Genomic DNA, 14102 nt, shown 5'->3' on the forward strand with positions numbered 1-14102 from the left:
AGCCAGTCCGAAATCAAACTCACTCTCTCGTCCATAGGTCTCACCTCTCTCCATGGCATCGCAATACCTCCTTGCTCTGCCATTATACTGTTACCCATGTCCGTAGGTTAATCTGTTACCTATGTTAGCAGGTTGCACCCTCCCCTAACCCTCTTTGCTAAAAGGGGGATTACTTCTAAAAATTCCTTGACAGAAAGGAGGCGGCTGCTTAATATAAAATGTAACCTGTCTGCGTGCATCGCACAGGCAGGCCAGAGCCCTTCTTACTTCAACGAAAGGAAGGGACAATATCACTATAAATGGAGAGTCGATGATACGCAAAGGAGTATTTTTAGCATTGAGCATATTGCTTTTCACATCTTGCTCCAGTGAAAAGTTTTCTGGCGGGGAATATAAGAACCGGGATATGGGCTTTTTGGTTCAGTTCCCGGATAGTTGGATTCAAGGGGAAAAATCATCGAGGTTACTCGGAACTGTAGTAACAATATTCAACTTTCATAATCGCAGTTTACCTGCAGATGCTACGGTAAGCATCACTGTCGTAAACCAGATACCAGATTTGCAGTCAGAGGTTGATTTTGAAGATTATTACCGTTCGGTCATTCTCATCGAAGAAACGGGTTTAACATCCGAAACGAAGCCTGAAGAAGTGCTTGAAAAGGTATTGCCATATATGGAGGCGAGAAAAGAAATAAGCTCGGGAAGAACAACGCTTGATACAACATCTGCCTGGTGGTTCAGCATCAATCACGAACGGAACAGGTCGCAATATAAGTCTACCGTATATTATGCGATTAACAATGGACGGTGGTACGCCGTCAGATGTGAGGCATCGGAAGACAATTACCATGCCTTCAAAGACACATTTGAGGAAATCATAAAAAGCTTCAAGTTTCTCGGTAATTAATAAATAAACCCTTTCTAAATTGGCTTGACACCTTCCATAGGTAGCATTGACAAAGGCACTAAAATAATGCTAAGTTTAAAGTCTTAGAGGTGATTTCATGTATGCGATAATACAAACAGGTGGAAAGCAATACAGGGTCTCGGAGGGAGACAGTATTAAAGTAGAGAAGCTCCCCGGGGAGACAGGCTCAGAGATAAGATTAGACAGGGTAGTTGCACTCATAAAAGACTCAGGGAGTGTTTTTGGAAACCCTTATGTCTCAGGTGCTTCTGTGGTTGCAGAGGTGATGGGCTCTGGTAAAAAGGAAAAGGTTATTGTATTCAAGCAGAGGCCAAGAAAGGGCTTTAGAAAATTAACAGGGCACAGACAGCCCTTCACGACCCTGAAGATAAAGGAGATACAGGGAGGCTGATATGGCACATAAAAAAGGCGTTGGCTCTACAAGAAATGGCAGGGATTCGGAATCAAAGCGTCTTGGAGTTAAAAGATTTGGAGGACAGTTTGTCAGAGGAGGCACTATATTAGTAAGACAAAGAGGGACGAGATTTCATCCTGGTCTTAATGTGCAGAAGGGCTCTGATGACACCTTGTTTTCGAGGATAGACGGGGTTGTCTCATTCGAAAGAAAAAATAGGGATAAAATGCAGATAAGCGTTTATCCTGTCGAGGCAACAGTTTAAATTGGCATTGCCCCTGAATGGGGTAAATCTATTTCATCGAGGCGGTTGAAACCGCCTTTTTTGTTTTAAAATAAGGCAAAACGATGCAATTTATAGATTATGTAAAAATATCCGTTAAGGCAGGTAATGGCGGAAGAGGCTGTGTGAGCTTTAGAAGGGAAAAGTATGTCCCCCGCGGAGGCCCTGATGGCGGAAATGGAGGAAGAGGCGGACATGTGCTTTTTATGGCAGACAGTGAGCTAAATACCCTTCTTGATTTAAGATACCAGCAAAGTTATAAGGCAAAAAACGGCATGCACGGAAAAGGCAAAAACATGACGGGTAAAGACGGAGACGACCTTATAATTCATGTGCCTGTTGGAACCATTATAAAAGATGCTGCAACAGATGATGTGCTATTGGACCTCGATGAGGAAGGCAAACAGGAACTTATTGCAAAAGGAGGTAGAGGCGGATTAGGAAATGCCCATTTCAAGGGCCCTGTAAGGCAGGCACCAAGGTTTGCCCAGCCAGGTGAGCAGGGTGAGGAAAAAGACCTTATAGTGGAGCTTAAACTCCTTGCCGATGTCGGGCTCATAGGACTGCCTAATTCAGGGAAATCCACATTAATCTCTGTAATCTCTTCTGCAAGACCAAAGATAGCTGATTATCCGTTTACAACCCTTACGCCAAACTTAGGTGTTGTAAAGCTCAAGGACATGAGGAGCTTCGTTGTTGCAGACATACCCGGTCTTATAAGTGGTGCTCATAAAGGAGCTGGGTTGGGTTTTCAGTTCCTAAGACATGTAGAGAGAACATCTGTATTGGTTCATCTCGTGGATGTCTCATCCATGTCGGAGGCTGACCCTGTGAGTAGCCTCGAGACAGTGGAAAAAGAGCTTTCCCTTTTTAGCCCTATGCTCGTGAAAAAACCACTTGTTGTTATAGGCACAAAGATAGATATCGTGGATAAGAAAAAACTTGACAGGCTTTCAAAATACTGTAAGACTAAAAGAATTGATTTCTTCCCTATATCGGCAGTTAAAGGAGAAGGCGTAAAAGAACTTATCTTATACCTTGCAGGAAAGGTCTTAAAATGACAATAGTCATAAAGATTGGCAGTAATATCATAGCAGACGAAAAAGGACTCGCTGAAAAAGAGATGCAGGCAATCGTAGCGGATATATCCTCTGTCTCTGATATGGGACATGATGTAGTAGTTGTCTCTTCAGGAGCAGTTGCCGCAGGCATGAGGAAATTAGGGCTTAAGAGAAAGCCAATGGACATAAAGCTCAAGCAGGCATCTGCGGCAATAGGACAGTCCTCGCTCATGTGGGCATATGAAAGATGCTTCAATGCTCATGGCAAAAAGGTTGCACAGGTTCTTCTTACCCGTGATGACATATCAGACAGAAAAAGATATATGAATTCGAGGAACACCCTTCTGACCCTGATTTCCTATGGAGTCATACCTGTGATTAACGAAAACGACACAGTTGCAATAGATGAGATTAGGTTTGGCGACAATGACCAGCTTGCGGCAATGGTAGCCTCGCTTGTTTCAGCAGAAAGGCTGATTATACTTTCCGATGTCGAGGGGCTTTACTCAGAAGACCCTAAGAAAAACCCAAGGGCAGAGCTTATAAAAACCGTGAATGAGATTACCGCTCACATGCTAAAGACTGCTAAGGGAGAGGGTGCACTCGGCACAGGCGGAATGCTCTCGAAACTCCTTGCCGCAGATAAGGCAGTTGGCTCAGGGATAACAGTAAACATCATAAACGGAAAAAAGCACGGGCTCCTTCAGAGCCTTCTTAATGGACATTCTCATGGAACGGAATTCTCCTCGAGAAAAGGAAGGCTTTCAGCTAAAAAAGGCTGGATAGCATTTGGCATAAAGCCAAAGGGCTCGATTGTCATAGATGAGGGTGCAAAGAAGGCACTCATCAGTCTCGGCAGAAGCCTTCTTCCATCTGGAATCATAAAGACCGAGGGAAGTTTTGAGGCAGGAGATGCTGTTTATTGTCTTGATTCAGGAGGAGTGCGAATTGCAAAGGGCTTGACTAATTACTCCTCAGAGGAAATCGAAAAGATAAAAGGTAAAAAGACCTCTGACATAGAGAAGGCTCTTGGGTTTAAATACTCCGATGAGATTATTCATAGAGACAATATGGTGATACTACTTAGGGCATCGGGTAATTAGCCCTCTATTTTTACACGAAGCTCTTTTAGCTGTTTTTCATCCACTACATTTGGTGCACCACTTAAGAGGCAGACCGACTTCTGTGTCTTTGGAAATGCAATCACATCCCTTATCGAGTCTGCACCAGCCATAATCATTAGAAGCCTGTCAAGACCTAATGCGATGCCTCCGTGCGGAGGCGCTCCAAAGTCAAGTGCATCTAACAAAAAGCCGAATTTCACCCGTGCCTCATCCTCTCCTATTCCCAAAAGCTCAAACATCTTTCTCTGTATGTCTCTTCTATGGATTCTTATACTTCCGCCTCCTATCTCATAGCCATTAAGAACAATGTCATATGACTTTGCAGAAAGTCTTAAAAGCCCATCCTTATCGTTTATATCCTCTTTCAGCATCATTTCCATGTCCTCATCGGTTGGCGATGTAAATGGATGATGCATTGCAGTGAGCCTTCCTTCTTCTTCATCCCACTCAAAAAGCGGATAATCCGTGACCCAGAGAAATTTGTAGCCTGTGCTAATGAGATTAAGTCTTTTGCCTAATTCGAGCCGAAGTCTGCTTAAGACATCATGGACAACCCTCTCTTTGTCAGCCACAAAGAGCATGAGGTCTCCGGGCTCAGCCTCAAGCCTCTGAGACATTTCTTTCAGCACTTCTTCTGGAAAGAATTTTACGATGGGAGAATCAAACTTCCCATTAGGCTCTATGACCTTTATCCATGCAATGCCCTTTGCACCAAAAGTCTTTGCCTCATCTATGAGGGTGTCTAAGTCTTTTCTCGACAATCCTGCCATACCTTTTCCATTTATAGCCTTAACCCTTTCTCCTTGACCGAGTGCATCTAAGAAGACCTTAAAAGAGCCCTTCCCTACAAGGTCTGCCATATCCTTAAGAGGCATGCCAAATCTTATATCAGGCTTATCGTTTCCAAACCTCTCCATGGAGTCCTTGTAAGTTAATCTCGGAAACGGAACCGAAAGCTCAGTATCGAGCACCTCCTTAAAGACATATTTCATCATGCCCTCTATTATGCCGATTATGTTTTCCCTGTCTATGAATGAGCTTTCTATGTCTACCTGTGTGAATTCAGGCTGTCTGTCTGCCCGTAGGTCTTCGTCCCTGAAGCACTTTACTATCTGGAAATATTTCTCAAATCCAGATACCATAAGAATCTGCTTAAAAAGCTGTGGGGACTGTGGAAGTGCATAGAAATGTCCGGGATTAAGCCTGCTTGGAACAAGATAGTCCCTTGCACCTTCAGGAGTGCTTTTTGTAAGCATTGGGGTCTCTATCTCTAAGAATCCGCATTTATCGAGATAATCCCTTATAGTTTTAACTGCACGATGTCTTAAAATCAGGTTTTTCTGCATCTCGGGTCTTCTAAGGTCAAGGTACCTGTATTTATACCTTAAGGCTTCTCCTACTTCTTCCTCAAGTCCAAATGGAAGAGGCAGGGACTCGTTAAGCACTTTGAGAGAGTCTGCATAAAGCTCAACCATGCCTGTTGGTAGCATGAGGTTCTCTGTGCCTTCGGGTCTTTTTTTGATGGTGCCCTTTACAGAGATGACATACTCTGCCCTTAAGCTGTGTGCAAGCTTATGTAGTTGTTCTGAGACCTCAGGGTTAAAAACAACCTGGATGATACCTGACCTGTCCCTTAAATCGATGAATATCAATCCGCCATGGTCACGCCTTCTGAATACCCAGCCAGAGACAGTAAGGCTCTGCCCTATATCGGATTGTCTTATTTCGCCACAGCCTTTATCTCTGAGCATCATACCTCCATAGAAATGTTATTTCTGAAAAAATCAGAAAGCCAATTATTTTACCATAATGCCTAATGGTTTAATGCCCTTGTTGTTTCTTTTCAAAATCGTTGCCATCTCCTTTTTTTATAGGTTCAAGTTGAATTCCCTAAGTGCTTGAATTATCTTCATTTTGATCGTTTGAGTGTTCAATCTTTTTCATTTTGTTCAAGTTGCAGTCTTTTTCATCAGACTCTATGAGCCTTGCCTTATCCATGAGAATTGCAGAGGCAATAACCTTATCTTTTAAAGAAGCATATATGAGGTTTAGCCATATATCAGGTTTAGCTCACTTATCCTGCTTAGGATATGGTCTGAAAGAAGCCAGTATTTCATGGCTGCCCTTTTTTTAATCTCATCTATAAAAGGGCTTAAATTTTCAGTTGGCTCTTTTACGATGTTATGCAAACTTCCTATACTTATCTCAAGCGTAGAGGCTATTTCCCTGTAGGGCTTACCCTCAGCCAGTAAAATCCTTGCACTTAGTCTTTTTTCCTCTGTGATTTTTTTATTCATAAGTCTTACCTCCAACTATGGTTTTATAAGCTATAATCTATTAAAACTATAGTTAGTAGTATAAGGCATGGTTTTTGATTTGTCAAGCCCTTTTTTGCCTTTCCCCTCTATTAAGAGGGGTCAGGGGTGTGTAATCCCCTCTCCCCTTGCGGGAGAGGGCGAGGGTGAGGGGTGATTGGACTTTTCTGTTCACCCTCCCCCAACCCCTCCCCTCAAGGGAGGGGATTTTTAGAGAGGTCATTCTGAATTCGTTTCAGAATCTCAGCTTCCTTATTTCTGTCTTACTAACCCTTGCAATAATCCTTATTTCTGTCTTACTAACCCTTGCAATAAGTCATTGAAAAGAAATATTATTTAGGGGAATAAATATGGCTATTTTGTTATAATTCGCAGGTATGAAAAACCACAGCTCAATCTTTATGAGAAACCTCCAAAGAGGTATAGAAAAAGGCTATATCTCTTTGTCTTCTGACAATTCCAAGATTACCTACCATTGCCATAGGGACTATACAACGAGTTTTAAGAAGCCAGAGGAAAAAGTAAGGGCATCATATTTTGCCGAGCTTATATTGGATTACGGTTATCCAAATAAAAGAATTGATATAGAGGTTATTGTTCCAAGAAGAAAACCAGAGGACAGAGCAGATATTGTTGTTTATGAAGATGACGAGCTAAAAAAACCTTACTTAGTTGTTGAGTGCAAGAAAGATGGCATTACCGATGCTGAATTTAAGCAGGCTATTGAGCAGGCTTTTGGAAATGCAAATAGTTTAAGGGCAAAATTTGCTTCTGTAATAGCCGGAATAACTAAGACAACCTTTGACATCGCAGGATTTAAGCCAAGTGAAAGAGAAAAGAATGTTATATCAGATATTCCTATAAAATATGGCAAAACCCCAAAATATAGAAATGAAGTAAATAGAGATTTTTTATTCTATGTTTTAAGGACAACCCTATGTTTAAACCAAATGCTTCAAAGAAGTAGTGGCGGTAATTATCCAGCCATAACTCCAGAAGATCTTAAAAAAATTAAAGTTCCTCTCCCTCCTCTTGAAATCCAAAACAAAATCGCAGAGGAAGTTAAAAGACGAATATCTGAGGCTGAAAAGCTAAAGGCAGAAGCAAATAAAATTATAGAGTCAGCCAAAAAGCAGGTTGAAGAAATGATACTAAGCAGTTAATTAAAAGGTAGGAGGTCTCTATGCCATTACCAGTCTTAATAAGAACACTTATTGAAAAGAAAGTTGGTGAATTCTGCAAAAAGGGAGTTCCGCCACATGTGCTTGATCAAGTAAATCTTTCTTATAAAATAAGAGGCAATAGTGTGACTATTTTTGAAAACAGGGCCCCGTGGCATAGGGACATGGAAAAGTGGACTTCTATGGCAATAGCTCAGCTTAGATATGATGAAAAGACACAAAAATGGGCTCTTTACTGTGCTGATAGGAATGATAGATGGCATGAATATTACGATATAAAACCAACAAAAGATATAGATAAAATTTTAACTGAAATAGATGAAGATCCTACAGGGATTTTCTGGGGATAAAAATAAGAGCAGGCAAACTTATCAGGGCAGCTGTATACTGCTATGCTATAATTACACAAAACAGGTAACCATGCCAAAAAACATTAAACACAGCAACCACCTTCTGCTAAAGATTGAGCTACTGAAAGCTCACGGCCTTGAGCTTTCCAAAGAAAAGATTGACGATATCATAAGATTTTCTGATAAAATAGAAAAAGGCCATAAGGGCAGGCTTATTGCCCAGAAAAGGCTTGATGATGAACATGTCCTAAGAGTTGTATACGAGGAACATGAAGATAAGATTTTGGTGATAACAGTTTATCCGGGAAGGAAAATAAGATATGAGAAAGATTAGATATAGCAGGGATGTGGATGCCCTTATGGTGGAGCTTTCGGATAAGCCTATTGATTACGCAGAAGAAGAAGGGCAGGTTATAGTGCATTTCTCACATGATGGCGAGCCTGTGCTTATTGAGATTCTTGATGCAAAGGAATTTATTCTCAGCACCCTTTCAAGTGTTATAATGGAGACAATTGAAAAATTCGTTGAAGGCAAAGAGTTTAAGGGCTGATTTATTTGCATCCCGTAACCCTTTTTATCTCTTCCTCACTAAGGTATCTTATCTCACCTGTCCTCATCCCCCCTAATCTCAGATTTCCAATGCTTATTCTTTTGAGCTTTAGCACAGGATGTCCTACCCTTTCGAGCATCCTTTTTATCTGTCTTTTCCTTCCCTCGTGGATTGTGACTTCGAGCCATGAGTTCTGCTCGGTTACACTGATTTTTCTTACCCTCGCAGGTGCTGTGAGTATGCCCTCAAGTTTGATGCCTGCTCTGAGTTTTTTGATATCTGCATCTTCTATTATGCCTTTTACCTTGACCATATATGTCTTTGGAATTTCCTTTGATGGGTGAAGAAGGCTGTGGCTAAAATCTCCATCGTTTGTAATGATAAGAAGCCCTTCTGAGTCATAGTCAAGCCTTCCAACAGGATAAACCCTTTCCTTTATAGCCTTTAAAAAGTCCTTTACAGTTGGTCTTCCTTCGGGATCATAAAGGGATGTAACAACACCCTTTGGCTTGTTCATCATGAGATACAGTTTTTTTTCAGGCCTTCCGAGGAGCTTTCCGTTAACCTTTATGTGGTCAAAGAAAGGGTCTGCCTTGGTGCCTAATGTGGCAGGCTTTCCATTGACAGTAACCCTGCCTTCGGCTATAAGCTCCTCTGCCTTTCTTCTTGAGGCAATCCCCCTTTCGGAAAGTATCTTCTGAAGCCTCATCTGCATAGTGATAAATGATAACATACAAAGGCAGGAAGTATTAAAGCAGGCTCGAGCCCATAAAGATTCCTGAATACATGCCTGAAGGGAGAGTCTCCTATTTCTTACCGGTCACCTTTTGCAATGCCGCACTTAGCTCTGCAATAGCATAAGGCTTGCTTAGGACGCCTTTAAAGCCAAATTCCCTAAATGAGCTGACAACCGGGTCTTCCGAGTAACCGCTTGACACAATGGCAGTGATATTCGGGTCTATTTCAATAAGCCTTTTTATTGCCTCCTTGCCTCCCATGCCACCTGTAATAATTAAATCTATAATAACTGCATCAAACGGCACTCCTGAGTCTTTGGCTGTAGTATATAAGGCGAGCATCTCATCGCCATCTCTTGCGCATTCTGCCTCAAAACCACACTGCTCAAGCATCTTGCTTACAACTGTCCTTATAATCTCCTCATCGTCCATGGGCATCCTTGAAATATATACAATCAGGAATTACCTGAATGAGGGCTTGAAATTGAGGAGAAAGAGAAACAGCATCTTTTAAGGGCTCAAGCTTATTGGAAGGCTTTTTGTCCATTTGTTAATGAAATTTAATATGAAGTTTCAGAATTAGTCAAGTCCCTATATCCTAATTTGGGATATTCTAAATTAGGATATATTATTTATTATCACAAACATATGGGCAAAAGCATTTATTCAAAAGAATACGAGTCGATTCTCAAGCAGTTGAAAAAGGCTCGCATTGAAGCGGGATTAACACAGAAAGCTGTTGCAGAAAAAATGAAGAGACCACAGTCCTACATATCCAAATGCGAATCAGGTGAAAGACGGCTGGACATTATTGAGCTGATTGAATTGGCAAAGCTTTATAAAAAGCCTCTATCTTTCTTTGTGGGGAATTAATTGTCATTCACTGTACAAAAACTCAAAAAGAGGCTTGAAGAAATAAAAGCCTTAGGGTATGTAAAAACCCACAGGGCACATGATACAGGAGTTGGTAAAACTTTAGAAGACCTTTTGGGCATAAAGGAGAATAATATCCGTTTGCCTGATATTGGGGAAGTCGAAATTAAGGCTAAGCGTATCGATTCAAATAGTATGCTGACATTGGCCACTAAAGCTCCTAAACCCCGCCGGGTAAATCGTTTAATATTTGAGCACTACAAATACTTAGATAAGGAAGGTTCTTCTAATCTTCATTCAACGGTATACGGTTCCAGATATAATTCCCAAGGATTTAGAGTTCGGGTTAAAGAGAATAAATTGTTTTTAGAAAACAGACCACATAATATAGAAGCCTACTGGGATGAAAATATATTTAGTGATGTCTTATTCTCTAAGTCAAATTATATCCTTTTGGTTTTCGCTCAGACAAAAGGAGAAAGAAAAACTATAAATGAGCATTTTCATTATACAGAGGCATATCTATTGCGAGACATGAACGCTGATAAATTTTATGCATCTATTGCAAATGATTTTCTAAAAGTTGACATCAGAATCGGTGTTTATAGAAGCGGTAAAAATAAAGGGAAATATCACGACCATGGCACAGGATTCAGAATGAGTAAGCAGAATTTTCTACAGTTATACGATTCCTATGAAAAAATCCTATAGCTAAATAACCTTTACTCTCCCATGGAGATGGAAATCTAAATCTTCTTAAGTAAAACTATACTTTCTTTCAGCATAGTAGAACAAGTTTTACCGGGCTCATTAGTCGGACTGTTTTTAAGCGGCATTCGTTTGTTGGGAATATTTCGATATAATATCCCCTGAGAAATAAACCCTATTTTTTCTGCAAGCTCACAGATTATTTCATCAGTTTTTAATTGCAATTCCTTAACAGTCCGATTTCCAACGATAAGACAGGAATATTTTTGGGGCTTAAGGATTTTATGTGCTTGCATAAGAGCTTTATACAAATCAATATAAAAGCTCAAAACATCCTTAGCCCGTTCTTTATCTCTTTCAGAAATAATTTTTATGCTCAACCTTAAAGTCTCAGATAAACCATGTATCGGGTCTTTAATATCAACATTGTTTTTGCCACCGAGCAATTCCTTATCTATATCCTTTATGTATGGAGGTAATATTTCTAACCACTGTGCGGGTAGTCTTGAAAATTGACCATATGCTACAGTAGTTCTGCTGTCACCATAAGGAGGCGAGGTAATAATGAAATCTACCGCACTTGCTGGTATGCCGTTATCTTTTGTTGAATCGCCAAGTATAATCTTTGCACTTATATTAGGGCTCACATCATTAAGATATTCCTTCATGCCAAGGATATTGTTTTCAGATATTTTGATGAATTCGCCAATTACATTAGGAGAAAAAGATTTATCTAATTTCTTTTTATCCCTATAGAGCTTGAATTCACCATGTCTTGTAAAAGAAACAATACGGGCAACCTCGCTAAAACATACGGAAAAGAAATTTCTTACATTTTCTTCGGAAATATTCCATATCGCATGTTTAAGCCTTGTCAAGTTTTCAATGACCGATTTACAAAACCAGAAGTCTATGTTTGTGAAAATAGGTGGTGCAATATTTCTTATGGATTTATAGTCAGATAAGATTGATTTAAGTCTATTCGTTAGAGTTTGCGGGTCAATCGGTGTTGTTTTTGCTTTGGCTATCAAAGCAGCTAAAGGATTAAGCTCTATACCAATAGAATTTCTATTGAGCAGACTGCTTTCAACGAGAGTGGTTCCTGAGCCGCAAAAGATGTCACAAACCAATTCGCCTTCAGATGAAAATGTATGAATCAGTTTCCGTGCAATCTGAGGGATAAACATTGCAGGGTAAGTATGAAAACCGTGGGTATAAGTTTTCGTTTGATATGTTTTGAAATCCCATTCATTTATCCATTTAAAGACATCGGTTTCTGCGTCATAGTATTGTTTATGGCTTTTTACATTTTTGGAGGAAATTAATTCTTGCAGCCGTGAAATATTTGCTGATAGCTCAAGTTCTTGTAATGGAAAAAGAGAGAATTCAGCGGCCTGTTCTTTAATAGATAGATGAGTAGGCGGTAAACTGTTTCTGTACCTGCTGGGGTTTTGAGGCGCAATAAATGCTACGCTTGCTTTTAAATATGCAAGGAGATCTTTTTTATTAAATCTGCGTTGTCCTCCAGGCGTCCTAATAGATTGAATAAGACCTTTTTCTTCCATCCTATAAATTGTTTTTGTGCTTACCCCAATTAGTTGAGCAGCTTGTTTTGTGTTGATCATTTCAATATTCTTGTCCATGGTCTTTCCTCGGTAAGAACTATACAACATTAGACAATATTAGTCAACAGGGCATTAGAAAGGGCTTTGTAGGATGTTATTTAAGAAGGGATTTTCTTATATCGCCTACCCTCAGAGTTATCTTATTGGAATCGAGGTATTCGAGGAAGGGCACTGCGTATTTCCTCGTTGTCCCCAGAAGGTCTCTGAATTCAGCCACTGTCATTTCGGGTTTTTCTCTAAAGAACTTTTTGAGGAGGTCAATCATCTTTTGATACGAAGATTGGCTGAGATAAAGGCTATCGTTTATCCGAACTATAACTCCTTGTCTTTCAAGGTGTTTTAGTATGTCGCCTACCTTTTTTTCATCCACTGAAAGCATGGATGCAAGGTCTGCCTTAAAAGGAGGCAGGAATTGTCCTTTATCGAGGGCATCGAGGACAATCTTTTTATCTTCAGGAGAGACCTCGATACTAAAGCCCTTGAGACTTATGGAGTCTTTTTCAGCCTGAATCTCATCGATGAGCGAGATAGATATGTTGAATATCTTTATGTCAAGCCTGAGGAATGCCCTTACCTCTTCTTTTGGCATTCCCTGTTTGAGCGGATTGCTTTTATGAAAATCGGTAAGCCTTTTGATAAGAGAGGTCTTATAAGAATTAAATGCATCCTTATGCATCAAGATGTCTTCGAACCGAATGAGTCGTCCTTGTTCCTTAAGGGAAGAGATGGAGTCGCTTATAGAGGGAATCTCTGCTTTTATCCAGCCTTCAATAGCTGTTTTTTTCATGCCTCCTCCACCTGCCTTTTTAATCTTCAGAGCTATTTTTTCGTGAAGACTGCCATGTTCGAAAACCCTGAGGTCTTCTATGCCTTCCTTTTTTTTCCGTTTCAAAGGAGATGTATCTAAAATCTCGCCACCACCGATTGTTATTTGAGGAGAAGATCTCCTTAAGATATATCTATCTCCTGACTGAACGACTACAGGGTCATCGAGCCTCATCTGGCAGTAGCAGGATTGTCCTGAAGACAGTTCTTCCCTGCCGTATAAAATACATCGGGCAATAGTCTCTGATGTGCCTGTGTGGAAGTGAAAAAGTGCCCTGTTTTTGACTAAAGGTGCATCCTTAAGAAGTTCAAGACTAACATCTATAAGAGTGGTTGGAATAAACCTATTTGGCTCTACGAGGGTATCTCCTCTTTTAAGCTCTGTCTTGTCTATGCCTTGAAGATTGATTGCTACCCTCTGACCTGCATAGGCAGTCTTAACAGGCTTTCCGTGACTTTGAATGCCTCTTGCCTTGGAGTTTAGACAGCTTGGCAGGAGCTCAACAGTATCCTCGATGGATATACTGCCTGAAAGAGCTGTGCCTGTAACAACTGTGCCAAAGCCTTTAAGCGTAAACACCCTGTCTATGGGCAGTCTGAAAAGCCCCTTGGTTGGTTTAGGCTTAACCTTAAGAGCGGATTCCTTTATCTTTTCCTTAAGAAGATTCAGGTTATATCCTGTTTTTGAAGACACAGGCAGAATCTCTGAGGATTCAAGAAATGTGCCCTTTACAAAATCTCTTACCTCGTCTTTGACGAGTTGCAGCCATTCAGGCTGAACGAGGTCTGTCTTCGTAATGGCAATAATACCTGCCTTGATATTAAGGAGGTCGCAGATGTAAAGATGCTCTTTTGTCTGAGGCATGATTCCTTCGTCAGCCGCTATGACAAGCAAAACCATGTCAATACCGCCTGCACCTGCAAGCATATTCCTTACAAGCCTTTCATGCCCGGGAACATCGACGATGCCAACTGTGAGGCTATGTTCCGGGTATTGGAGGTCTGCAAACCCTAAGTCTATGGTTATGCCACGCTCTTTTTCCTCTTTGAGTCTGTCAGGGTCTATTCCAGTGAGTGCCTTGACAAGGGCACTTTTTCCATGGTCTATATGCCCTGCTGTGCCTAAGATTACATAATGCATAGATTA

At 40.7% G+C, this 14102-nt stretch carries 17 protein-coding genes; 11 read left to right on the forward strand and 6 right to left on the reverse strand.

Features of this window, described 5'->3' with window-relative positions; genetic code table 11:
- Positions 1-310: 310 nt before the first annotated feature.
- The 5 genes from HY805_02470 (at position 311) to proB (ending at position 3769) form a co-directional block, all read left to right on the forward strand.
- Positions 311-907, forward strand: coding sequence for a hypothetical protein (locus tag HY805_02470; protein ID MBI4823080.1), 597 nt, complete (start codon positions 311-313; stop codon positions 905-907).
- Between the two features lie 97 nt (positions 908-1004).
- Entirely contained in the window at positions 1005-1319 is a 315-nt protein-coding gene (gene rplU / locus HY805_02475; protein ID MBI4823081.1) for a 50S ribosomal protein L21, read from the forward strand.
- A 1-nt stretch (position 1320) separates the two neighbouring features.
- The gene (rpmA, locus tag HY805_02480; GenBank protein MBI4823082.1) at positions 1321-1587 is read left to right on the forward strand and encodes a 50S ribosomal protein L27; all 267 of its coding nucleotides are present in this window, start codon (positions 1321-1323) and stop codon (positions 1585-1587) included.
- An 83-nt stretch (positions 1588-1670) separates the two neighbouring features.
- Positions 1671-2666, forward strand: coding sequence for a GTPase ObgE (obgE, locus tag HY805_02485; GenBank protein ID MBI4823083.1), 996 nt, complete (start codon positions 1671-1673; stop codon positions 2664-2666).
- Entirely contained in the window at positions 2663-3769 is a 1107-nt protein-coding gene (proB, locus tag HY805_02490) for a glutamate 5-kinase (GenBank protein MBI4823084.1), read from the forward strand. Before obgE ends, proB begins: the two co-directional genes overlap by 4 nt.
- On the opposite strand, the gene aspS is transcribed toward proB, so the two are convergent.
- Both aspS and HY805_02500 read right to left on the reverse strand, forming a co-directional pair.
- The gene (aspS, locus tag HY805_02495) at positions 3766-5541 is read right to left on the reverse strand and encodes an aspartate--tRNA ligase (GenBank protein MBI4823085.1); all 1776 of its coding nucleotides are present in this window, start codon (positions 5539-5541) and stop codon (positions 3766-3768) included. The genes proB and aspS overlap by 4 nt on opposite strands.
- 297 nt (positions 5542-5838) lie before the next feature.
- Positions 5839-6087, reverse strand: a complete 249-nt coding sequence (locus tag HY805_02500; protein MBI4823086.1) for a hypothetical protein — start codon at positions 6085-6087, stop codon at positions 5839-5841.
- A 395-nt stretch (positions 6088-6482) separates the two neighbouring features.
- Between HY805_02500 and HY805_02505 the strand changes: the two genes are divergently transcribed.
- From HY805_02505 to HY805_02520, 4 genes are all read left to right on the forward strand, one after another.
- Complete coding sequence (locus HY805_02505; GenBank protein MBI4823087.1) at positions 6483-7268, forward strand: type I restriction enzyme HsdR N-terminal domain-containing protein; 786 nt, start codon at positions 6483-6485, stop codon at positions 7266-7268.
- Between the two features lie 20 nt (positions 7269-7288).
- Positions 7289-7636 carry a DUF3024 domain-containing protein gene (locus tag HY805_02510; protein MBI4823088.1) on the forward strand — a complete coding sequence of 116 codons (348 nt, stop codon included), beginning with the start codon at positions 7289-7291 and terminating at the stop codon, positions 7634-7636.
- A gap of 70 nt (positions 7637-7706) precedes the next feature.
- Entirely contained in the window at positions 7707-7970 is a 264-nt protein-coding gene (locus HY805_02515; protein ID MBI4823089.1) for a DUF4258 domain-containing protein, read from the forward strand.
- Complete coding sequence (locus tag HY805_02520; GenBank protein ID MBI4823090.1) at positions 7957-8187, forward strand: DUF2283 domain-containing protein; 231 nt, start codon at positions 7957-7959, stop codon at positions 8185-8187. The genes HY805_02515 and HY805_02520 overlap by 14 nt, the downstream gene beginning before the upstream one ends.
- A gap of 1 nt (position 8188) precedes the next feature.
- Here HY805_02520 and HY805_02525 read toward each other — a convergent pair whose 3' ends face one another.
- Both HY805_02525 and HY805_02530 read right to left on the reverse strand, forming a co-directional pair.
- A complete protein-coding gene (locus HY805_02525; GenBank protein MBI4823091.1) occupies positions 8189-8902 on the reverse strand; it encodes an rRNA pseudouridine synthase in 714 nt (237 codons plus the stop codon).
- Between the two features lie 91 nt (positions 8903-8993).
- Entirely contained in the window at positions 8994-9362 is a 369-nt protein-coding gene (locus HY805_02530; GenBank protein ID MBI4823092.1) for a response regulator, read from the reverse strand.
- A 210-nt stretch (positions 9363-9572) separates the two neighbouring features.
- Here HY805_02530 and HY805_02535 point away from each other — a divergent pair, with 210 nt between their 5' ends.
- Both HY805_02535 and HY805_02540 read left to right on the forward strand, forming a co-directional pair.
- On the forward strand, positions 9573-9797 hold the full coding sequence (locus tag HY805_02535; GenBank protein MBI4823093.1) for a helix-turn-helix transcriptional regulator: 225 nt from the start codon (positions 9573-9575) through the stop codon (positions 9795-9797).
- A complete protein-coding gene (locus tag HY805_02540) occupies positions 9798-10508 on the forward strand; it encodes a glycosyl hydrolase (protein ID MBI4823094.1) in 711 nt (236 codons plus the stop codon). It begins immediately after the preceding gene.
- 35 nt (positions 10509-10543) lie between these two features.
- Here HY805_02540 and HY805_02545 read toward each other — a convergent pair whose 3' ends face one another.
- Both HY805_02545 and selB read right to left on the reverse strand, forming a co-directional pair.
- Complete coding sequence (locus tag HY805_02545) at positions 10544-12148, reverse strand: excisionase family DNA-binding protein (GenBank protein ID MBI4823095.1); 1605 nt, start codon at positions 12146-12148, stop codon at positions 10544-10546.
- Positions 12149-12224: 76 nt separating this feature from the next.
- Entirely contained in the window at positions 12225-14096 is a 1872-nt protein-coding gene (gene selB, locus HY805_02550; GenBank protein MBI4823096.1) for a selenocysteine-specific translation elongation factor, read from the reverse strand.
- Positions 14097-14102: the final 6 nt, after the last annotated feature.

The sequence above is a fragment of the Nitrospirota bacterium genome (genome assembly GCA_016207905.1).
GTDB lineage: Bacteria > Nitrospirota > Thermodesulfovibrionia > Thermodesulfovibrionales > JdFR-86 > JACQZC01.

Coding starts and splice junctions, on each gene's coding strand:
- HY805_02470 (MBI4823080.1), top strand. CDS start 311: ATGATACGCAAAGGAGTATTTTTAGCATTGAGCATATTGCTTTTCACA.
- rplU (MBI4823081.1), top strand. CDS start 1,005: ATGTATGCGATAATACAAACAGGTGGAAAGCAATACAGGGTCTCGGAG.
- rpmA (MBI4823082.1), top strand. CDS start 1,321: ATGGCACATAAAAAAGGCGTTGGCTCTACAAGAAATGGCAGGGATTCG.
- obgE (MBI4823083.1), top strand. CDS start 1,671: ATGCAATTTATAGATTATGTAAAAATATCCGTTAAGGCAGGTAATGGC.
- proB (MBI4823084.1), top strand. CDS start 2,663: ATGACAATAGTCATAAAGATTGGCAGTAATATCATAGCAGACGAAAAA.
- aspS (MBI4823085.1), bottom strand. CDS start 5,541: ATGCTCAGAGATAAAGGCTGTGGCGAAATAAGACAATCCGATATAGGG.
- HY805_02500 (MBI4823086.1), bottom strand. CDS start 6,087: ATGAATAAAAAAATCACAGAGGAAAAAAGACTAAGTGCAAGGATTTTA.
- HY805_02505 (MBI4823087.1), top strand. CDS start 6,483: ATGAAAAACCACAGCTCAATCTTTATGAGAAACCTCCAAAGAGGTATA.
- HY805_02510 (MBI4823088.1), top strand. CDS start 7,289: ATGCCATTACCAGTCTTAATAAGAACACTTATTGAAAAGAAAGTTGGT.
- HY805_02515 (MBI4823089.1), top strand. CDS start 7,707: ATGCCAAAAAACATTAAACACAGCAACCACCTTCTGCTAAAGATTGAG.
- HY805_02520 (MBI4823090.1), top strand. CDS start 7,957: ATGAGAAAGATTAGATATAGCAGGGATGTGGATGCCCTTATGGTGGAG.
- HY805_02525 (MBI4823091.1), bottom strand. CDS start 8,902: ATGCAGATGAGGCTTCAGAAGATACTTTCCGAAAGGGGGATTGCCTCA.
- HY805_02530 (MBI4823092.1), bottom strand. CDS start 9,362: ATGCCCATGGACGATGAGGAGATTATAAGGACAGTTGTAAGCAAGATG.
- HY805_02535 (MBI4823093.1), top strand. CDS start 9,573: ATGGGCAAAAGCATTTATTCAAAAGAATACGAGTCGATTCTCAAGCAG.
- HY805_02545 (MBI4823095.1), bottom strand. CDS start 12,148: ATGGACAAGAATATTGAAATGATCAACACAAAACAAGCTGCTCAACTA.
- selB (MBI4823096.1), bottom strand. CDS start 14,096: ATGCATTATGTAATCTTAGGCACAGCAGGGCATATAGACCATGGAAAA.